The sequence below is a fragment of the Wolbachia endosymbiont (group B) of Longitarsus flavicornis genome (assembly GCF_964028135.1).
Classification (GTDB): domain Bacteria; phylum Pseudomonadota; class Alphaproteobacteria; order Rickettsiales; family Anaplasmataceae; genus Wolbachia.
This window is the reverse complement of record NZ_OZ034758.1, coordinates 1349142-1369479: the sequence shown is the minus strand read 5'-3', so window position 1 is coordinate 1369479 and position 20338 is coordinate 1349142. Positions and strand designations below refer to the sequence as shown.

Below are 20338 nucleotides of genomic sequence, written 5' to 3'. Positions count from 1 at the left end.
ATATGCATGGTAACGGTGAAAATATTGGATTAATTAGAAGTTTGATGAATGGAAATTGCCAAGATTTCGTGGAAAGGTTTGAATCTTTTTTAAACCAGAGTCCATCTTTTTTACATTCCGTTGGTAAAGATCGCTTTTTTCCTGCATTCTTTTTTGGGATGTTTGCTACTGCACATGATTCTGGTGTTGCAGACAATAATGAAAAGATTTTCTTTCGCTTTGATAATGACCCAAATAATCTTGGGAAGGGAAATTTAAAAATTGCTATTTTAACCAATGAAACAAATTCAAGAAGAAAAAGAATTGTGAGATGTTACACTATTTCTGATAGGCAAAATAGTTTTGGCTCAAGGTTTAGTGAAGAAGAAAGGCGGGATATGGAAGATGAATTGTTGAATGGTAATATTGTTGGAGTCAGAAATAGACATGATCTAGTGTGGCAAGAGTATAAAACATTTGTATGGGCATGGAATCAGGGGGAAGATGAGGAAGAAGAAGCAGTAAGATGTATGCAATTTCGTGAGGGAGAAGCATTTACCGGAAATTCAGCATCTCCGTGCAATGGTTTCAGGGAAATTACTAGAACTAGACAACAACACTACTTATCAGATCTTATCGAAGGGCTAGCAAGTAATGATGCAGGTAATGTAATGGATGATACTATAAGAATTCTGCAGTACATTGTTAGTATTTACAACAGATATAATGTTGTACTAAATTTTCACGGTAGAGAATCTGATTATCATGGATTTTTGTCAGGCTTTTTGATGAATTTTAGGTACCGCCATGCAGCTGGCATTTATCTTGAATTGTTTGTAGGAGGAGGGTATACAGATATTACTTTTCTTGTGCGTGGTGTGCAGAGGTTAGGGGATTCTGTGCCTATCATAATTGAGCTTAAGGCAGGAAGAAGAAGTGCTGCAGATGCGTTAGAGCAAGCAGAGAACTACGTTAACAGATGTCCTGTTTCATCACTGTCTATCCATACCTCATCAGGCAATGCTATCTGTGTGGGACTGAACTTTGACCTTAATCGTAGGCGTTTTCAGCTTAGTATAGAAAATTTCTTAGAAAGGGAATATTCTTTAGTAGAAAGATTATTTGAACCCTTAGCAAATCAAGAAGTTGAAGAAAATGTCAGAGATTATTTACTCCATCCATCGTTTGGTGTACCTGCTGTACCTGGTGTGAGAAGTAGAGGTGGTGTTAGCGCTAGAGATAGAAGAGTATTTCTTTATACAACTGGGTTTACTTTTGGAAGTACTGCATTTACAAGAAGAAGAGTTGTGTTAAGAGATGGAAATGAGATATATGTAACTAAGTACTTGTTTGAGTATCATGATAACGATAGGATGCTAGGTCCGCAAGGAGGAATTGCACAAGTAAGTATTGGAGATCGTGCTTTAACTATGGTTTTACATGTGTTATTAGGGAGGGAAGAAAGAGTTGTTGTGTTTCATATCCGTCATATCTTGGGTCACCAATTTCCCAATATGGGATTAGATTTAGCACAATGGCCAAATGCTAGGGTTTATGAAGTGATATGCCAATTAGACCCTAATAGAAGGAATGAAGATGATTTAGGCCTAACTGTTAATATAATACCATTCCAGTCACCTGCTCATTATCTGCAGAATAGGGGTAATGCTGTTTTTCAAGGTGACGTTTTACAAGTAGGTGGTGTTAGTAATGTGCACAGTGCTGCAGATATAATGATGAATACTGGTTGGCAAGTACAAAATCGTCATGCACAAGTATTCCAAGCCATTTCTAATGTGTTATTTCCATTAAGGTGGACAGTAAATAGAGATAACGCTAGGGAAGCAGGATTTCATTCTATATTGCATGGGTTATTTTACGCTTGCAGTAATCCAGCTAGGGTAATTATTGAATTTCAGTTGGGAGGAGGGCAGAAAGTGGACTTAGTTCTGTTAAGATCTGTGGAAGCGAGAGATGGTACCCATCCAATTGTAATAGAGTTAAAGTTTGCTGGTACTGGAGAGCTACAGCGAAAAATCGCAGAAGCAAATACTCAGCTAGGTAATTATTTTAATGCTAGAGGATATAAGCGTATTACTGACGGGAACACAGTAGTTTTAACGTATGCCATCTTCAATGATCGTGCACAGGGGCCAAATACTCTTATATCAGTTAAGGATGTTCTTCGTATAAAGGACAACTTAGGACATAGTTCTGCAGATGATCTTCCTGGTAGATAAGGGTTATTGAGAGTTTGTGTGTCAAATCTAGTGGTATAATGCTAATATATGGTCAAGAGTGTAGTGGTAGAATATATAAAAATTCACTATAAGTTTTCCTTGAATTTTCTTTTTATTTCAAAATTCATTGTTATTAACTCAGTATCATATATTATTAAAAACTTAAATAATATGATCACTTCCAGCAACCAAAACCGCTGCCGGTGAGAATCGTTCTTCTTGGTATCGTATGCTCTACCAAACGATACATACGAACTTTTTTATATGGTGATTTTATTATACGGTAAAATCAGCTATATTAGCCCATTTTATCCATATCTACATACGAACTGTTTTGCCTAAGCTTATGGAAATAATTTAAATCTTCTATTTTTATAATTTTATTTTTACTCGGCTTGTTCTCATAAATATATGATCTTTTTTGCGATTTTTGAAAAAGTAAACATTCAAAATTTTTATCACGCTAATTTGCAGTATGTTTATGAAGCTAAAGTCGATATTAACAATCTTATATAAAGTATAAAGAAATATATAAATCTTGACTCTTTTATTAAAATATTTAATAATTAAATTATATTATTATTTTGAGGTACTTATGTCTTTAACACTAAAACAATGGGAAAACCTACTAAAAACAGTAAAATTAAACAAAGATGGCATATTTGAACAAATAAAAAAGGGGTTAAAGGAAAAAGATGAAAGCACATATAAAAGTTGGAAAGGCGAAAGGTTTGATGTAAATTATATGTTTTGCGTAGAAGATAGTCCATTCAAATGTGGTTTGTTGCATTTAGCTGTTTTTAACAGAAATATAGATTTGATAAAGCTACTAATAGAAAAAAAAGTTGATGTCAATCAAGGAATCTTTTCAAACTCTATCTCTCTTTTAGATTATGCTGCTAGCAATGCAGATATAGATATACTAAATCTTCTACTAAACGCAGGTCCTTCGACCATTGAATGCAATATGGCTTTAAAAACAGCTGCTAAAAAGGGACATAGAAATGTAGTAAAACGTCTAGTAGAAGCAGGGGTTGATGTTAATGATTCACAAGGAGGTTGTCGTAGAACCGCTTTACATCTAGCTGCTATAGAGGGACATAGAGATATAGTAGAAGATTTAATAGAAGCTGAGGTCAAAGTTGATTTACAAGACATACTTGACAGAACTGCTTTGCATTGGTCTGTTATCAAGGAAAATAAAGAAATAGCAAAGTTTCTCATAGCACATAAAGTTAAGCTAAAAGGTTACAACGCAGAAAAGCCGCTCTTTTTATCAAGATTTGAAAATGATCACGAAGCTAGCGTGGTGGGTAGACAATTATCAAAATATTGGGATAAATGTTTAGAAATTGAGAGAATGAAAGAAAAAAGTATTGATGGTACTACTATCACATTTTATGATATTTTAATATGCAAGGGTAGTGAATTAGTATATTATGCACGAAAGGGAATTTTGCAAAGAGCATTAGAAAATGATAACTATAGAAATGAATTTCCTATACATGCTAATGACTTAAAAGATCAATATGCTAAAGGAACAGAAAGACTAATTTTATCTAATGAAATTGAACACTTATCTCAGAAGCGTCAAAAACTTTTTTTAAGGAAGGATGAAGAAAAGCCTGATATTATAACAAAACTACCGACAGAACTACTTGAGGCAGTAGCCACACATCTAGAAAATGCGAGTATGAATAATTTAAAAAAAGCATTAGAGATAAATATATAACATCGTCGATAAGTTCCTAGTCTAGCTAGTAAATAATAGACTAAGTGTCAAGTTAAAGCGAGTAGGAAGGAGAAATTCTTCCTTTCTTTGCTGTGTGATTCATGTATATTATGACAACTGATTTCTCACATCAAGTCTTGTTTAATACACTTTACATTTTAATAATAGTGATATGAAAATAGACAGCAGTTCACAATTCCGTTAACCTAGCATACTTTACTAAATAGCTACTTGTAAAGGTGTAGTAGAAAACTCAAAAATGTATTGTAAGCTATATTCTCAACGCAGAGAAATGGCAGGAGGGTTGAGAAATATTGAGTTAATAATTTATAGATTCTTCTGAAGAAATTATTTTTCTTTCTCGGTGTTTATTATCTTTTGAGTATAGTTTTCTGTGCTAGATCCAGAAAAGGTTGTCTGCTTCACATTTTCTACTTTTTCGAGTTTTGTATTTGACAGAACTTCCTTTATCAGACCCACCACATGATTCAGCGGGAGAAGTGCGGTCAGGGACATTTAGGTCTTACGCAATAACTTTGGAGTTCTGGAATCGTTTCATATGTATGTTTAAGATTATCACTATTTTTATTACATAGTTAAGTATCAGTTCCTGTAAAACTAGTTTACCTTAATTCTTTGTTTTAAAGTATTGGTTTTCTGGCACATAGTCTTTTCCATTGCCTATTGCTTTTGTAAATTAAGATTCTAAGCCGTAAAACTTCTCCAGTTGGTCACTCCATAACATTGGTACTTCTCTTAAATAAGCTAGCTTCAAATCTCTTGGCTGTCTCCCATTTACTATGTCTTCCTTTATTTTTGGAGCTAAATAATTTAATCTCAAAATTTGCTGTATACGTCTTGCACCTATATTAATTTTGGCACTCAGCTTTTGCACACTTCTGTATTTTCCTTCTTCTAGTTCCCGTTTCCACAGGTAGGCTCTTACCACTGCTTTGAGTAACGCATTATTTGTTTTACCTTCTGGCTCAATTACTGTGCATTTGCTTCCTTTCTTTTTTATTGGTATAAATTTTTCCTCTGATTCAGAATGCACCTCTATTCCATCTTCTACCATTACTCCCTTTATTAACTTTTTCACTACTTCTTTCTGTTTTCCAAAACTTAAATTTTTCCATTCTTCTGCTTTTTCTCCCCATTTTTCATATAAATCTTCCGCTTTCTTCATCACTTCTTTTTCCACTTCTCCAGCAACTATTGTTCGATTTACTGATTCACAATTCTTTCCCCTTAAGTGATTGTTGCATACGTAATATCTATACCTTTTGTTCTCTTTTTTTTGAGTATGTCAGCGTCATATTTACATCACAGCTCTTGCACTTGATTATTCCCTTTAGCAGTGCTTCCTCATATTTTGCTTTTCTATATGGCTGATTACTTATCAATTCCTGCGCTTTTTGCCATTTTTCTTCCTCTATTATTGCTTCATGCTTTCCCTCATACTCTTTCTCATAATGCCTGATTTTTCCCATATATATTGGATTTGTTATTATTCTTCTCACCGTTGCTTTTTTAAAGATATCCGATTTTGTTCTGTAACCTTGACTATTTAATTCCCTTGCTAGTTCTGCCATTGACTTCAGCTCCAAATATCTTTCAAATATGTGCCTTACTATTTTTGCTTCTTTTTCATTTATTATTAATTCCTTCTCTTTTACATCATATCCCAGAGGCAAAGTTCCACCTATCCATATTCCTTGCTCTTTTGATGTTGCTATTTTATTTTTTACTCTCTCTACTATCATCTCTCTTTCTAGTTGTGCTGCTCCTGACAATACCGTTTGTACAAATTTTCCCATTGGCGTATTATTGTCAAATATCTGCGTTACTGCTACAAAATTTACTCGGTGCCTTCTAAAAAATGATGTTACTTCGATGCTGTCTTTTGTTTCCCTTGATAGCCTATCCAGAGTATATACTACTACACAATCTATCTCTCCTCCTTTCACATCTGCAAATAATTCCTTTATTGCTGGTCTTTCTAAATTTCTCCCTGAATATCCACCATCGTCGTACCTTTTGGCCAATACTACCCAGCCCTCTCTGCTTTTTATGTACTTTTCACATGCTACCCGTTGTGCATCAAGACTATTAAACTTTTGTTCTAGTCCGTCTTCATTTGATTTTCTCGTATATATCGCACATCTTACTTCTTTTAGCATTTTCAACTTCCATTTTTATCACGCATTCCAAATAATAAAGGTCCGTTATAGCTCATTCCCATTATTCTGCCTGCCACCGCTGACAATGACGTAAAAAATTCTTCTCTGTAGATTAAACCCTTATCTGTTACCATTACTGCATGCGTTTCCTCACCTCTCTCCAATATCAACTCTGTTCCTGCTACTGGCAGTTTATCGCTACTTATTCTTTTTCCCTTCTCCAGCCGCTCTGCCAGATACTCTAGTCTTTTTGTCCCCTTTCTTGACATTTCTCCATACGCTTCCTCCTGTATTCTATATGCTAGTCTCGGTATCAGATATTTCTTTGAGTATCTAGGCGCTTCTTCTCCATATACCTTCTTCCATATTTTTCTCAGCTCATCCAAAGGTTTTCTCTCTAAATTCATTACTTTCTTTTCTGTTTCTCTTTCCATATTTTCAGCCTCTCATAGAAGGTTCTATTTGTTCAAATAACTTTTCAATTCTGTCCGTTTCTTTCTTCAATACTTCAGTTACTTCTTTACTGTTTTTTGCATAATCTATTGCTGTCATCCCACATTCATCCTCTTGTTCTATTTCTCCTCCAGCTTTTACCAGCTCCTCCACTATTTCTTTTTCACCTACCATGCACGCAAGGTGTAGAGGTATGCATTTATTTCCATATTCCTCAGCATTTACGTCTGCTCCTGATTTTATCAATTCCCTCACGATTTCTAGACGTTTCTCCGTTACCGCTAGGTGCAGTGCTGTGTATCCTTTCACATCTGCTGCATTCACACTCGCTCCTTTTTCAACTAATAATCTCACTGTTTTTGCGTCTACTGCATAATGTAGAACTGTTCTGCCTTTTTCGTCTCTTTTATAAATATTTTTATATGAGTTCTCTAATAATTCTTTTGCTGATTTATTAAATTTACCAAGCTTTAACATAATCCACCTCACCTTTTCTTTAAAATCAAGTCCCCTTTTTAAGCCTTTCTTCCTACTACATTTTCTACCTCATCTATCATTTCGTTCACTTTGCTCATTATCTTGCTTGCTAAATTTTTACATTCTTCCTTTATTAGCGATTTGTCTCTCTTCCTTATTTCTTCTATCTCTATTATTTTTAACTCTGGTAAATAACTCCCATTCAACATGTCTGCTATTTCTCCCACTAGCCTCTCTATTCCATAGCATGTCAGTTCTCTACTTTTTGTTACTCCTCCTTTTTCTCTCAAAAATTTACTTGCCTTTTCACTCTCTTTGCTATCACATAGACGATACTTTTCACTTTCCCATATGTAATACATTGGTGTTGCACCATATTTATTCAGTTGATTAACCTCAGCTCCTGCCTTCACTAGCTCTTTTATTATTTCAACTCCTGCTCCTCCTATTTTGCATGCAGAGTGGAGTGGCGTACATCCAGTGACATATTGAGTGGCATTTACTTCTGCTCCTTCCCTTAGCAGCACTTTTACATTTTCTAAGCTTTTCGCAAATACTGCACAGTGTAGTGGTGTATAACCATTCTTATCTCTTGCATTAACCTCTGCCCCTTTTTTTATTAATAATCTCACTGTTTTGTAATCGGAGATTTCTACTGCTTGGTGCAATATCGTCTCTCCTTCTTCATTTTTTTTATTAATGTTTTTAAACCCGTTATTTGATACTTCTTTAAAAAACTTACTCTTGCTAAAACTCATTTCATACCTCACAAAATTAGCTTTTCTAGCGCCAGACAAATTTCTTATATTTACCTGCTGCTATTCAAGTCATGTCCTTTTTAGCATGAGAAAGCAAGTCCTTTTCTTTTTATTTCATACATTTTAACCTATTATTAATATAATATATGAGGATCTAAATATAAATATTTAACTTATTACACATATTGCTTGACTATTTTTCCAACTTCTGTGCAAATGTCGATGTTCATGCCACTTCAGTACTCCCGGGTAAAATACTAAAATGTGCTTTTCTAATTCGTGTATTGAGTCTTTTTGCTCTGAATCCAAATCATTTCTATAGTAAACGTTGTGTTCTGCTATAACGTATCCTACTATTTTCTGGTTAATGAAATTCTTTGTTTGATAAAAATGAGCGACGCTAAACCTTTCTAAAATTTGCTCGTATTTTAAGTTCCATAGTTGTTCAGATAGTTTACTACTTCCCAATACAAATTTATTCCCTCTTTCCTCCACACTACTAACTGGAAAGCACTCATTTATTTCTCCTAAGTTCCAACTGTCTGATAATATAACTTGCGCTTTCGCAAACTTAATTTCCGGCAATAAGCTCTGCGGTAGAGGATATAGTGCTTTTAAATTGTACCACTGATGATTTCTTTCATAAATACCGTTATAATCCTTTGTGTGAGGCTCTGTTTCTCCAAGTACTGCCACACCTAACCGATATACATCATTACTAAATGCTTGCTCATAATGAACACGAAAAGTACTAAACTTAAAACTTGGATTTAAGATTTTTAGCTCAAATGCGTTCTTTCTACCAAATGATAACACTGGTCCATCTTTTTCTATTTTTACCCCTGAATAATCAGAAAGAAGATCTCCAAATAAACTCTCATCCAATATAAATCTCTGCACATTATAATAATCGTTAAAAATCCTCATCAATCTGGACCTTACAGGCAGTGATAGTTTTGCCAGCTCTACTACTGCATCTACGAAGAAGTCATTTGGTACCTCTTTTATCCCTACTTGCAACTCAAAAAAGTGTTTACCGGGTGGCTCTTCAATAATTGTAATATCTTCTATATTTGCCCATTTTAATGCTATTTTTAGTGATGCTGGAGTTCCTCTCAGTCTTTGAAATTTTACTCCTTCTACTACGGCTTTTCTTCTATCTTTTACCCAACGCAGTATCTCTTCTAAACCATATTCTTCTATTATCCACGGCAATGTTTCTTCTTTAAGACTAAACTTAAATCCTCTGATACAGTTTGGATCTACTTTATAATCTATCGCATCTACTAGCGCTCTTTCCTGCCTTGTTGCATTTGGTGGCAGTAACATTAATTCAACTCAATCTTTAAATTTCTCAAATTTGCACATTCATTTCCCAGAACCACAACATCCTCTTTTGGCTCGATTAATTCTACGTTTTCTACACCATCTACAAATAAATTCGCTATTATCCATGATCTTGTAACATTCCATCCCAGCCTTCTACTTGCTTCAAACTTCTTGATGAACTGTTCCTTAATTTCCTCCTTTGATATTACAGAACTTATGCTCATTCTGCTGTCAATATCTATTTCCGTAATATTGCAACCAATTACTGTTACTGTATCTGTTAAAACCCTTATATCATCTCTATTAACTTGCTTTCTTACAATTTCAAGTAGCTCTTCTAACACTATGCCAGTTTGTGTTGATAAGATTGAAATTTGTACTTTCCCTGGTATAGGTGATTCTACTAGTGCATCTTTTACTCTACTATCTGCTGACAGTGCATGATATTTATAATATTCCTTACTTCCTCCTGTTGACCAACCTGCTATCTTTGCTTTAATTCTTTTTCTAAATCGTTCATCATCTTCTTCTTTTTGCCTCTCCACTCCATAAAACTCAGCTAAATTATCAACTGTCGCAAATTTAAGTAAATTACTTTTTATTGCTTCGTTTATTCTTTGTCTCAGTAACAACTCTCTCCACGCTGCTACTTCCAGAACTTTCATTGCTGGATCCGATTCTACTAATCCTGAAAAGGTTTCATCTCTACGGACTAACTCCTCTTTCATTCTTGAAAATATTTCCTCTAAATTTGGCTTTTCTACAATATTTAGCTGCTGCATCTTTAAACTACAATTTCATCAAAATGAATGTTTTTCCCGCTTGGTAAGTATAATCCTTCTAGGTCAAGCGTTACTTTTCCTTCTTTCACCTCTGTCATTTTTACTTTTTCTAGCTTAAATCTTTCCTCCCACCTTTGTAGAGCTTCTGCTACTGCTGCATAGATTTCCAAAGTTAAATCTCTATTTATTGGCTTATCCACCAATTCAAATAATCTTGAGCCATAATCTCTCCTCATTATTCTACTGTTAATAGGAGTGGTCAGTATATCAATTATTGATCAACTATGTTTTTTTTAATTTTTTGAGTTTAGTTTTATTACAACTCTTGTTTATAATTTTGTATTTCTACTCAACTAAAAAATGTATTTTCGGCAATAAAAAATCTAATTTATTACAGAAAAAGAATTTTATATCAAACAGCTGTTACTGCTTAGATCTTATGATTAATGAATATGTGCTTTCAGTTTGTGTGGGCGCACATATTCATTAACCTATTTTCTATGCAGCTTTTTTATTTCATATTAATTGCTTCTTTAAGTCGTGCATTGGCAATTACTATGATCTTTCGCATTAGAGCTGTTATAGCCACCATCTTCTTTTTACCTCTACCAATAAGATCAGAGTAAAAAGTACCAAGTGCAGATTTAGATCTTGTAGCAGCCATCGCAGCTGTAAAAAGCTTTGTACGAACATTGCTTCTACCACCTGTTATTCTTCGATAGCCAATAGTTTTTCCACTTTCCTTTGGATGTGGCGCAACTCCAGCAAGACTTGCGACTTCTTTTTTGTTTAAGTAGCCAAGTTCTGGCATTAGACATACAAAGTCTTGAGACAATTTTGGACCTATTCCTGGCACTGTTCTAAGGATTTTTTGGCGCTTCTGTAACTCTGGATTTTCATCGATAATCTTTTGTATGGAATCGTTGAGCTCCTTTATCTGACTGTTAAAAAAGTCAATAGTTTTTTGGCAACTTTCTTTTACATAGCTGTTTTCAGGTGCTTCTAATCTGCATTTCTCTTGAGTTCTCATTTGCGTAAGATCATCACGACGTTGGCAAAGTGCAGCTAAAGTTGTTTGTTCCTTTGACATAGGTACAAATAGAGGTAGAGTACTATAGCGTTCAAATCCATATTGAGCAATAGCTTTTGCATCTGATTGATCAGACTTTGCTAAAGTTCCATGAGATAAGGTAAAGCTTTTTACTTTGCGAGTATTAGCTCGATGTACAGCAATATTCTTATCAACAAGAAAATGTGCTAAGCCAAGTTCGTACTTTCCTGTGTTCTCCAAAGTTACTAAAGAATCAGGTAAGATATTTGAAAACTCTTTAAACAATTGTTGCCAACCAGCAGTATTATTGTTAAATGTAACAGCGTTTTTCTGATTGTGAACTGCAACAACATTTTTAAATTTTCCGATATCAATGCCTATAAAATTTTGATAAGATGTAATCATGATAACCTCGATAGTTTAATTAATTTAAGATTGTAAACGGGTGCATACATATGTCCCACGCAACTATTCAAACGTATCGAGAGATAGGGCTAGTGTACCTTGATCAATACGGTTGTAATACCAATTGTTTCACCGGTCGCACACACCCGTGATAACTCTATTCCTATAGTGATTAGAGTTATCTTCCCTCTTGTTTCCTTTATATCACATTTTTAACTTACAATAGTTTCAATACTTTTTCCTGTGAAATTCTCTAAATTTAATCTTCCCTTCAGCCTAGAAAAAAATGTTTCTACTCCCCAGCGCAAGTAATATAATCTCTCAAACTCTTCAACTGTAAAACGTTTCTCATCTAACAGAGATGTTACTAACACTTCAACTTCGCCAGAAGAAAGTATTATTTTGACTAACCTGAATTTCATCTCATCAGGTAATCCTAGCTTTCGTAGCTGTCTTGCTACTTTAATAGGTGCGGTAGACACTACCACCGTACTAGATGGGCTTTCCGGCTTAAACATAGCGTTTATTTCATTGAAAGACGAACTTGAACAGCGAATTATATAATTGATTTTCCTTCCTGTAAGCTCAGCAAGAAATCGATAAGATACGTATCCTCTATCACAGATTAACAAATCGTCTGATTTTATGGATTCAAGCATACCGATTGCTAAATCAACCTCATAGCTGTCACCTCTACTTAGCACAGATTTTATTGCAATATTATTTAGCACATCGTAGCAAACTTCAAAGGTTGCACTTGTATAGTCTTCAAATCTCTGGATTCCATTCCATACTGCTCTTGAGCTAAACTCACCTATTATTTTGTCGCTCTTTGGCAGAATCAGTATTGAAGCATCAAATGCAAGTACTCTGAAGCCATGGTGGGTTTTAAATTCCTGATCTTGGTAGTATAGGGAAACTATATCATCATTTAACTCTGAAAACGCAGTATGTTTTAGCTTCTTTCTTGCTTGAGTAAATGCACTTGCCGTAATTGTATAATCTTTTCTTGTATGCAGAACAAACTCATTAAGCATCACTTGTAATGACTTTACACTCTTTCTAAAAATCAGGAGAAATACATTAACGAAGGGCAGCTTTCTTTTTCGTGAGAAGTCTTTTGAGGATGCTCTGTGTGCGTTTATAAAGTTTAAACTCATCAATTTATTTTTTATAAACATGATTATTCTTTTTTTACTCATGTCATTACTTCTTTTAATTTGTGAATCTTACCTGATTTTATAATACAGTTCATCACTTTTCCTTAACTTAATGGCAGTGATTTTAGGACCAGACCATCCTAATACTTTAATAACAAAAAGTAATATTGCAGGAATACTAAGAGAACAAGGTAAGTATGATGAGGCTTTAAATGCTTTTAAAGAGGTTCTTGAAGGGTATAATAAAGTTTCAGGTCCAGAGCACACATATACTTTAACGATAAAGAACAACATTGGATTAGTACTTCAAAAGCAAGGTAAATATGATGAGGCTCTAAACGCTTTTAAAAAGGTTCTTGAGGGATATAACAAAGTTTTAGGACCAGACCACCCATCTACTTTAAGTACTCGGAATAATATAGCATCAGTGCTCGGTGACCAAGGTAAATACGACGAGGCTTTACAAGCTTATAATGAGGTATTTTGTAAGAGAAAAGCCATTTTAGGACCAGACCATCCATCTACTTTAAATACTCAGAATAGTATGGCGGTGGTGCTTTCCAAACAAGGTAAATATAACGAGGCTTTTCGAATCTTCAACGAAATTTATGAAAAAAAGAAAGATACTTTAGGGCTTGATCATCCTGATACTTTAGTTACTTGGAGTGGTATAGCAGGGGTACTTTCTAATCAGGGAGAATATAATAAGGCATTGCAGATTTATAATGAAGTTTACGATATACAAAAAAGAAAGAATATCTTAGGTCCTGATCATCAGGATACCTTGACTACAAGAAATGGCATAGCTGAGATACTGAGGAGACAAGGCGAATATGAGGATGCACTAAAGATCTTTGAAGAGGTTTATGAAAAAAGAAAAGAGAAATTAGGAGAAGATCACTCTGATACTCTAAGCACGGAAAATAATATGGCAGGAGTGCTTTTCGAACAAGGTAGATATAAGGAGGCATTAAAAGCGTATGAGGAGGTGCTAGAGAAAAGAAAACAGATCTTGGGTCAAGGATCATCCAGATACATTAGCTACTCAGAATAGTATTGAAATACTGAAGAAGAAACAGGTCAAAGATGAAGAAGTATCTTCAGGTTCAGTAAAGCCGGAGGAATGTCCACCAAGTTCAGAAAGTAGTGGTAGAAGAAAAAGAGAGGCTAAAGAATGTGAATTATCATGGAATGATGTGGATGAATTTAATGAGGAAAAAGAAGGGATAAGAGATTTTGGTAAGATCAAGATTAATAGTGATAAGTTTATTGACTACATTAAAAGTGAATCAATGTCAGAAGCCAAGCTTGCCCAGCTGATTCAATTAGCTGATAAAGTTGAAGTTACAGGTAAATTTCAAGATCTAGTTAATAAGCTGACCAGCAATCAAAAAGTCATGGATCATTTAAATAAAGTGGGAAAAGTTTCTGGTATGGTAATGCATGGCATGATGGCTAAAAATGTATTAGCTGACTTTTTAAATGGAGATTATCAGGGCGTAGCAATTAATGTTGGTTTTATAGCAGGTGGTCAAGGATTTGCTAAAGTTGCTGAAGCTGCATCTATTAAAGGATTAAAATTAGCCTCAGAAGGAAAGTTATTGCTTGGTAGATCTTTAAGAGCAGCATCTCCTTTCCTTGCTCGTGGTACTTCTGCTTTTGTTGTCTATGACTTAGTAAATCAGGTAAAAGCATTTAAAAATGGTACTGAAGAAGCATTGGTTGGCGTAGTAGGAGATAGCATTTACTTAGGTGTTGATGCTGCAGAGATTGGTATAGAAATCGCTGAAGCTTTTGAAGTATTAGAAGGAGTATCATCTGTTACTGGACCGATTGGCACTGCAATTGGTGCTGTAGTATTTGTTGGCACTGATGTTTACATGGCAGTAAAGAGAGTTGATAAAATTGACCAAATTATTCATCTAAAAGGAAGTGAAAAATTTATTGAAGGGTTACGTGCATTTATCGGTATGGAACCTGAAAAACATATAGAAGAGTTAATAGAAGAAAAGCAGCTTAATAACCAACTAGTAAAGCAAGGACTTGAGTACTTACAGCAGCATAGTGATATTCAAAGGTATGTTTTTCCTACTGGTAAGTCAGTTGTAGATTCTTGTAATAAGGTACAACAGAGCAAGAGGATATGTGTTAGTCCTGGATTTAATGGATGTACTAGGGCACGTACAGTTACAAGTTACACTGAGAAATGCACAACTAAGTTTGAAGAAGATTTAGATAACACAGTACTACTTGATAGAAGAAGAACTGATATAAAATGGAGCAGAGCAAAGCCTGATAATCCAAGAGGAGGTCAGTTATTCTGCTTACCACAAGGAAATTATGAACCTGTTCCAAACTATGGATCTTACTTATGTAAAAGTGCAATTGGCATAACTGACTTATCTACTAACAAAACAGGAGGTTATACTCTAATTAACTTAGGAGAAGGTGAAGATTATGTAAAAGGATTTATAGATAATCCAAATATCTTTGTAGTAAATAATGGATCTAAAAAGTATCACGGTGGCAATAAAGACGATATATTCATTTTGCAAGGAAGCTCTATAACAGGATATTTTTATGGAGAAGGTGGAGTGAATACTTTGGATCTAACATCATTTGCTCCAGAAAAAGAATCTATAGATGTAAAATTACATGTAGGGCAAGTTGAAGATTATTATCAAGATAATTCCTTTGGAATGAGTGGAATAAATAGGTTTTTAGGTAGAAAAGGCAAGGCAGATCGTATGTTTATTACATGTGATAGCAGTACTAGTGATATTAAATTTGTAGATGGTCAAGGTAGTAGTGAAAGGTTTGTAGATCATATAAAAATAGATGATAAAGATTGTGCCTATGAGATGCAGATAGTGGTAAGACCTAATACCGTTATATACAATCGAGCATTGAAAGGAGATTTTCACTATATTATACCATATGCACTTGGTAGCGCTAAAGTTGATTTCATTTATACTGCTGGAGCATTGAACTTAAGTAATACTTTTGCATTTGAGTATGAACCTGCTCAGATAAAGAATGTCGACGTGAGAAATATAAATGTACTAAATAAGACTTCGCATATAATTGCGTTCAATTTTTCACCAATGTCAGACAAGGAATTTAATATAACAATATCTGGTGCATCTAATCCTTCTTATAGGCTAGGTAACAATACTGAAATAAAAGTAGGAAATAAGGGCAACCTGTATATGCTTGAGAACACTAATAAATCAGTTGATGAAATTATAAAGGATTACTTAGTTGTAGCAAATCGACTAAATAAAATGTCATTTTTTATACAATCACTATTAAGCAATGAAACTGTTGCAATAGGAAGTGGAAATTACGAGATAATACATAACAACCCACTACATAAAAGTCATTTAGTAGGTAATGGTGGTGAAAATGTATATGTAATTGATTCCGAAAACAAAAGGTTTGAAATTCCTCTACCTGAAGTGGTTATTTATGACCTTGATGTAGAAAGTTCAGTAGATACAGTTGATTTGAGAAACTTAGTACAGCAAACAAAAGGTGAGTTCTCAAATAGTTTTAAATTACAAATTCTTAAATCTGCAAATGATTTATTACTAAAAGCAACAGTAGAAAAGTCAATAGAGGATTCATCTATAAGTGAAAAACATGAATATTTTACTGTTAGATTAAAAGATGGGGTTAATTGGTATAACAAGACTCATGTGATTATGGACAATGTTCCTATGAGAATTAACCTTGATAACAATGAGTGGAGTTTAAAACCATTACCTTTAGTATTTGAAAAGGATAAAGAAGTTATTATTGTAACAAGTCAAGATGTAGAAGAAAATACAGAATTAATAACACCAAAAAAAGCAGGAAACTATACGTTTGTTCGTGATCATGGCAGTGATCTAATAATAACCAATGCTTTTAATACTCAAGATGATCTGTGTACAATAGTGCTGAGTAAGTTTTATGAAACACCTAAAATGAAAACGTTATCCATAAAATTTGCTGATAAAGAAATAGTCTTAAAAGATAAGCAAAAAGAAATAAACACTGCAAGGTATGTAGATATTGTGAAAAGAGAACATAAGGATCAAGTGTATAATGATGTTTTCAATAGAGGTAAACAGCAAACTAGGCATAGAAGGCATAAGGATTTAGATAAAGAATTTTTAGAAAGCAGTAGCACAAGACCATCTTCATGGATAAATGATTTATTTGGTTGGGTGAGAGATTCTGTAGGTGGGTTATTAAGTTCTAAGCCTGCATTGCCTAGGGAAACATCAAGCACTTCAGGTACAATCTCACAACCAATGGATGTAAATGGTACGATAATGTTACTTGATGTGATTGTAAGAAAGTTTACGGGTAAACAATATATACCTGCAGTAGATCAATCTATACCTTTATTAGAAGCGAGAGGTTATGCACTAAATATTACAAATAGATTTGAGAAAGTGTTGAATAAAACTGCTATTAAGTCAGGAATATCAGTGACAAATCTAAACTTTGATCCTGTGGTAGTGCAATCAGCTATAATTGGAAAAATAATAAATGGAAAATTTTCTGAAATAGCAAAAACCCTATATTCATTTGCAAAAGAAGCGTGTCCAGAATTTAAACAAACTGATAAGTTTCTAGATAATTTAAAGAGTAACTTAGAAGAAGTTTTAGCTAAGGAAGAAACTATGATACTACAGCAGAAAGTAGAAAAGCCTTCTAAAGTTTTAGGTCAGGAAGTTTCAAGGAAAGTACAGTTATCTAAAAAGCCGGATACATTCTTAAATGGAACATCAGTGGTTCAAGGAATAAGCAGAGCGATAAATTGAGGGGACTATGAGGTCTTTTCTGCCTGTAACTGTTTGATCTCATCGAAAGAAAGACCTGTGGTTTGTGATATGATGTCAGTGGAGATGCCAGCTTCAAGTAGGTTTTTGGCCACAGCTATTTTAGCCTGTTGTTCACCCTCTGCTATACCTTCAATTTTACCTTCAATTTTACCTTTTTCATGACCGATTTGGATGCCTTCTTGTCTACCTTTTTGAGTAGCATCATCGAGTTTTTGAGCAAGGACAGCCTGTTCGTCACGAATGCGCTTGATCTCTTGTTCATAGGCAATAAATTCTTTTTCTGACCAGTTGAACCTATTTAGTTCTTCATATGCTCTTTTAATTATTAGATCACTTCCTATTATTCTCTCTAGCTCTTCTTCACTAGTTTCGTCTGCATATCTAAAGAAGTAGACCCATTTTTCAACTATACTTGAAAGCTGATCTTCTTTGGTTTTTGGAAATTTAGGCAACTCAATAAATATAAAGTAAAAATCTTTTAGATCATGTTCATTAGTATCTTCATCGCGAATAGTGTGCTTTGATTTATACTCAGACTTATCAGGAAATAAAATACAGTCTGCTATAGCAATAAAGATAATTTCCTTAAGGTCATGATATTGATCACCTTTATCAGCCTGTCTTGAGTAAGCTTTAGCAGCGTAGTATTGGGCACGTTTCTCAAAGCCCTTAGTTTTAGCGATCTGCATTTCGACTATCACTTGCAGCCCATTTTCATCTCTACAAAGAACATCAACAATGCTTTGTTTTTTAGAAGCAATATCAGGGTCTTGAATAGTACTTAAAAACTCTATATCCTGTATTGCATTTTTTCCAGCAAAGCCGATAATATCATTAAGAAAGTGAATAAGGATATCTTTATTTTTTTCAGTGCCAAAGATGCGCTTGAACGATATATCATTCTTGGGATCGAGAAACTTCGAAAGAGCCATAGGAAATCGACTTAAAAAGCATTAATAATTATACATAATTGTGAAGAAATATTCAACTAAAATGCAAACATTTTGTATATCTTTATTTGGTAGTATTAACCTGTATAATATTTATGACAAATATCTCTATAAGATACAAAATAGCACAAAAAGTAAGGAGCTGGAGGTTAAAGCGAGGATATACTCAAAAAGATTTAGCGGAGAAAGTCAGTGTAACGTATCAAGTAGTACTACAATATGAAAAAGGAACACGTAAAATTTCGATTGAGAAATTATACGCTATGGCAGAGGTATTATCAATTAATATTACGGATCTTATTCCTGTATCAAATGAAAAAATCTGTCTTGAAGATGAGGGAGAGGAAATTAGTAAGAAAATATAAAAAGATTAATGATCAGGAGTTACGTAGAATGTTTTGTTTACTAACCAAATTTGCTCAAGTTAGTGAAAAAAGTAGTAGAAAATCGGAAAAAATAAAAATTGCAAAGGGTCTGGTTAAAGCAGGAATTTCTGTTGATATTGTTGCAAAAACAATTGGTCTCTCTGCTGATGAATGTGTTGAAGAAAAAGTCGGTTCTATCTACTACAAAATAGGAAAGAAGATAAAAGAATGGAAGAGAGTACACTCAAAAGGATTTAGCAGAGAAGATAGATACAACACGTGACGAAATAAGCAACTATGAACAAGGACGTGTGGCTATTCCACTGGAAAAATTGTATGCAATAGCGGAAACATTATCGATTAATATTACAGATCTACTAATAGAAGAAGATGAAGGTAGTAAAGTGGAAAATGAGCTACCTGATTTGATTAAAGAATACAAAGAAATTGAGAGCCAAGAACTACGTCATGTACTAATAAAATCTCTGTTTGAAAGCATACAAATTTGCGAAGAGAAAGTGAAAAGAGCAGAAAAAATGAAAATTGCAAAGAATTTAGTTAAAAAAGGAATTTCTACCGATATTATTTTGCAAATAACAGGCCTCTCTTTAGGCGAAATTCAACAAGTTTAAAATAAAAAAATCACCATATATTAATATCTTCACCTATTCATGAAAAAATAAGTAAAAAAGATTGAAAAATTGATTTGACTTCACTCGAAAGCTATGGCTCTATGCCAATGCTGATAAAAAACAGCAGTAAATATTTAAAAAAAGTTTGTTGTTAGTGAAGGGTAAATTATATGAATAAAAGTAAAGAAGAAATCGAATGATTTGTAGATTTATTACCTGAATCAGTAATAGTAAGGGAAGACAGCTATGAAGACGAGGAAATACTCTATCTAACAAAAATATACGAGAATCAAAAGTTAGGCAAAATAGTACCTTCATTAGTCAGGTTTGTTCATATTAGCGAAAAAATTAATCAAGAAGAGGCAAGATTAGAGGTAGCAAAAAATCTAGTTAAAGAAGGAGTGTCAGTTGACATAATTTCCAAAGCAACCGGCTTATCTACTTACGAATATAATGATGCAAGAAAAGAAGTCTGCACTGACTCTATATACTACAGAATAGGGCAAAGAATAAGAGAATGGAGATTGATAAAAAGGTATACTCAGGAAGATTTGGCGGATAAGGTTGATTTAACGCTCAAGGAAATATACGAGTATTAAAGAGGGTATACTGCTATAACATTTGATAAATTATATGAAATAGCAGGAGCATTGTCAGTGAATATTAAAGTTCTGCTACCTAAAACAAATGAAGATAGTGAACTACTTAATTTACTAAGAAAAACTGAAGAGCAAGAATTAGTGAAGAAATTTTTATCTAGGGATATGAAGGATAGTAAAGAAAAAGTTAAAAAAACAGAAAAAATCAAGGTTGCGAAAAATCTAGTGAAGGCGGGTGTTTCTACTGATGTTATTTTGCGAGCAAGTGGCCTAACTGCTGATGAGTTAGGTGATTGTGAAAATTGAATTGTGTTAAAGATATAAGTGAAAGTGGTTAATATATTAACTATTCTAAATCCTTGTTTAGCTGACTCAACTGAAGCATTTTCATAAAGTTTTGCTGCTAATTCG

12 protein-coding genes and 4 pseudogenes are annotated in these 20338 nt (G+C 33.9%); 6 read left to right on the top strand and 10 right to left on the bottom strand.

Annotated elements, in window-relative coordinates:
• Window positions 1-2 precede the first annotated feature (2 nt).
• Both ABWU45_RS06375 and ABWU45_RS06370 read left to right on the top strand, forming a co-directional pair.
• Window positions 3-2219: a hypothetical protein gene (locus ABWU45_RS06375; RefSeq protein WP_353278280.1), complete on the top strand. Its 2217-nt coding sequence runs from the start codon at window positions 3-5 to the stop codon at window positions 2217-2219.
• A gap of 595 nt (window positions 2220-2814) precedes the next feature.
• Window positions 2815-3951, top strand: a complete 1137-nt coding sequence (locus tag ABWU45_RS06370) for an ankyrin repeat domain-containing protein (RefSeq protein WP_353278279.1) — start codon at window positions 2815-2817, stop codon at window positions 3949-3951.
• A gap of 697 nt (window positions 3952-4648) precedes the next feature.
• Here the strand turns inward: ABWU45_RS06370 and ABWU45_RS06365 are convergent.
• The 9 genes and pseudogenes from ABWU45_RS06365 to ABWU45_RS06325 all read right to left on the bottom strand — a co-directional run.
• A pseudogene (locus ABWU45_RS06365) lies at window positions 4649-6131 on the bottom strand (recombinase family protein).
• A gap of 2 nt (window positions 6132-6133) precedes the next feature.
• Complete coding sequence (locus ABWU45_RS06360) at window positions 6134-6565, bottom strand: DUF2924 domain-containing protein (RefSeq protein ID WP_353278278.1); 432 nt, start codon at window positions 6563-6565, stop codon at window positions 6134-6136.
• A gap of 4 nt (window positions 6566-6569) precedes the next feature.
• Window positions 6570-7061: an ankyrin repeat domain-containing protein gene (locus ABWU45_RS06355; RefSeq protein ID WP_353278277.1), complete on the bottom strand. Its 492-nt coding sequence runs from the start codon at window positions 7059-7061 to the stop codon at window positions 6570-6572.
• Between the two features lie 38 nt (window positions 7062-7099).
• Window positions 7100-7819, bottom strand: coding sequence for an ankyrin repeat domain-containing protein (locus tag ABWU45_RS06350; RefSeq protein WP_353278276.1), 720 nt, complete (start codon window positions 7817-7819; stop codon window positions 7100-7102).
• A gap of 168 nt (window positions 7820-7987) precedes the next feature.
• Complete coding sequence (locus ABWU45_RS06345; RefSeq protein ID WP_353278275.1) at window positions 7988-9148, bottom strand: phage tail protein; 1161 nt, start codon at window positions 9146-9148, stop codon at window positions 7988-7990.
• On the bottom strand, window positions 9148-9930 hold the full coding sequence (locus tag ABWU45_RS06340; protein WP_353278274.1) for a baseplate J/gp47 family protein: 783 nt from the start codon (window positions 9928-9930) through the stop codon (window positions 9148-9150). Before ABWU45_RS06340 ends, ABWU45_RS06345 begins: the two co-directional genes overlap by 1 nt.
• 2 nt (window positions 9931-9932) lie before the next feature.
• Window positions 9933-10205, bottom strand: a complete 273-nt coding sequence (locus ABWU45_RS06335) for a GPW/gp25 family protein (RefSeq protein WP_353279068.1) — start codon at window positions 10203-10205, stop codon at window positions 9933-9935.
• Window positions 10206-10441: 236 nt separating this feature from the next.
• A complete protein-coding gene (locus ABWU45_RS06330) occupies window positions 10442-11386 on the bottom strand; it encodes an IS110 family transposase (RefSeq protein ID WP_353277894.1) in 945 nt (314 codons plus the stop codon).
• A gap of 221 nt (window positions 11387-11607) precedes the next feature.
• Window positions 11608-12567 (bottom strand): annotated as a pseudogene (locus tag ABWU45_RS06325) (IS4 family transposase); the annotation flags it as partial.
• 91 nt (window positions 12568-12658) lie between these two features.
• On the opposite strand from ABWU45_RS06325, the gene ABWU45_RS06320 reads away from it, so the two are divergent.
• Entirely contained in the window at window positions 12659-13600 is a 942-nt protein-coding gene (locus ABWU45_RS06320; protein WP_353278273.1) for a tetratricopeptide repeat protein, read from the top strand.
• 142 nt (window positions 13601-13742) lie between these two features.
• Complete coding sequence (locus ABWU45_RS06315; RefSeq protein ID WP_353278272.1) at window positions 13743-17360, top strand: latrotoxin-related protein; 3618 nt, start codon at window positions 13743-13745, stop codon at window positions 17358-17360.
• A 5-nt stretch (window positions 17361-17365) separates the two neighbouring features.
• Here the strand turns inward: ABWU45_RS06315 and ABWU45_RS06310 are convergent, their stop codons facing one another.
• Window positions 17366-18313: an Rpn family recombination-promoting nuclease/putative transposase gene (locus tag ABWU45_RS06310; protein WP_353278271.1), complete on the bottom strand. Its 948-nt coding sequence runs from the start codon at window positions 18311-18313 to the stop codon at window positions 17366-17368.
• A 113-nt stretch (window positions 18314-18426) separates the two neighbouring features.
• Between ABWU45_RS06310 and ABWU45_RS06305 the strand changes: the two are divergent.
• Both ABWU45_RS06305 and ABWU45_RS06300 read left to right on the top strand, forming a co-directional pair.
• Window positions 18427-19328: pseudogene (locus ABWU45_RS06305) on the top strand (helix-turn-helix domain-containing protein).
• 203 nt (window positions 19329-19531) lie between these two features.
• Window positions 19532-20233: pseudogene (locus ABWU45_RS06300) on the top strand (helix-turn-helix domain-containing protein); the annotation flags it as partial.
• Window positions 20234-20338 lie beyond the last annotated feature (105 nt).

Coding starts and splice junctions, on each gene's coding strand:
- ABWU45_RS06375 (WP_353278280.1), top strand. CDS start 3: ATGCATGGTAACGGTGAAAATATTGGATTAATTAGAAGTTTGATGAAT.
- ABWU45_RS06370 (WP_353278279.1), top strand. CDS start 2,815: ATGTCTTTAACACTAAAACAATGGGAAAACCTACTAAAAACAGTAAAA.
- ABWU45_RS06360 (WP_353278278.1), bottom strand. CDS start 6,565: ATGGAAAGAGAAACAGAAAAGAAAGTAATGAATTTAGAGAGAAAACCT.
- ABWU45_RS06355 (WP_353278277.1), bottom strand. CDS start 7,061: ATGTTAAAGCTTGGTAAATTTAATAAATCAGCAAAAGAATTATTAGAG.
- ABWU45_RS06350 (WP_353278276.1), bottom strand. CDS start 7,819: ATGAGTTTTAGCAAGAGTAAGTTTTTTAAAGAAGTATCAAATAACGGG.
- ABWU45_RS06345 (WP_353278275.1), bottom strand. CDS start 9,148: ATGTTACTGCCACCAAATGCAACAAGGCAGGAAAGAGCGCTAGTAGAT.
- ABWU45_RS06340 (WP_353278274.1), bottom strand. CDS start 9,930: ATGCAGCAGCTAAATATTGTAGAAAAGCCAAATTTAGAGGAAATATTT.
- ABWU45_RS06330 (WP_353277894.1), bottom strand. CDS start 11,386: ATGATTACATCTTATCAAAATTTTATAGGCATTGATATCGGAAAATTT.
- ABWU45_RS06320 (WP_353278273.1), top strand. CDS start 12,659: ATGGCAGTGATTTTAGGACCAGACCATCCTAATACTTTAATAACAAAA.
- ABWU45_RS06310 (WP_353278271.1), bottom strand. CDS start 18,313: ATGGCTCTTTCGAAGTTTCTCGATCCCAAGAATGATATATCGTTCAAG.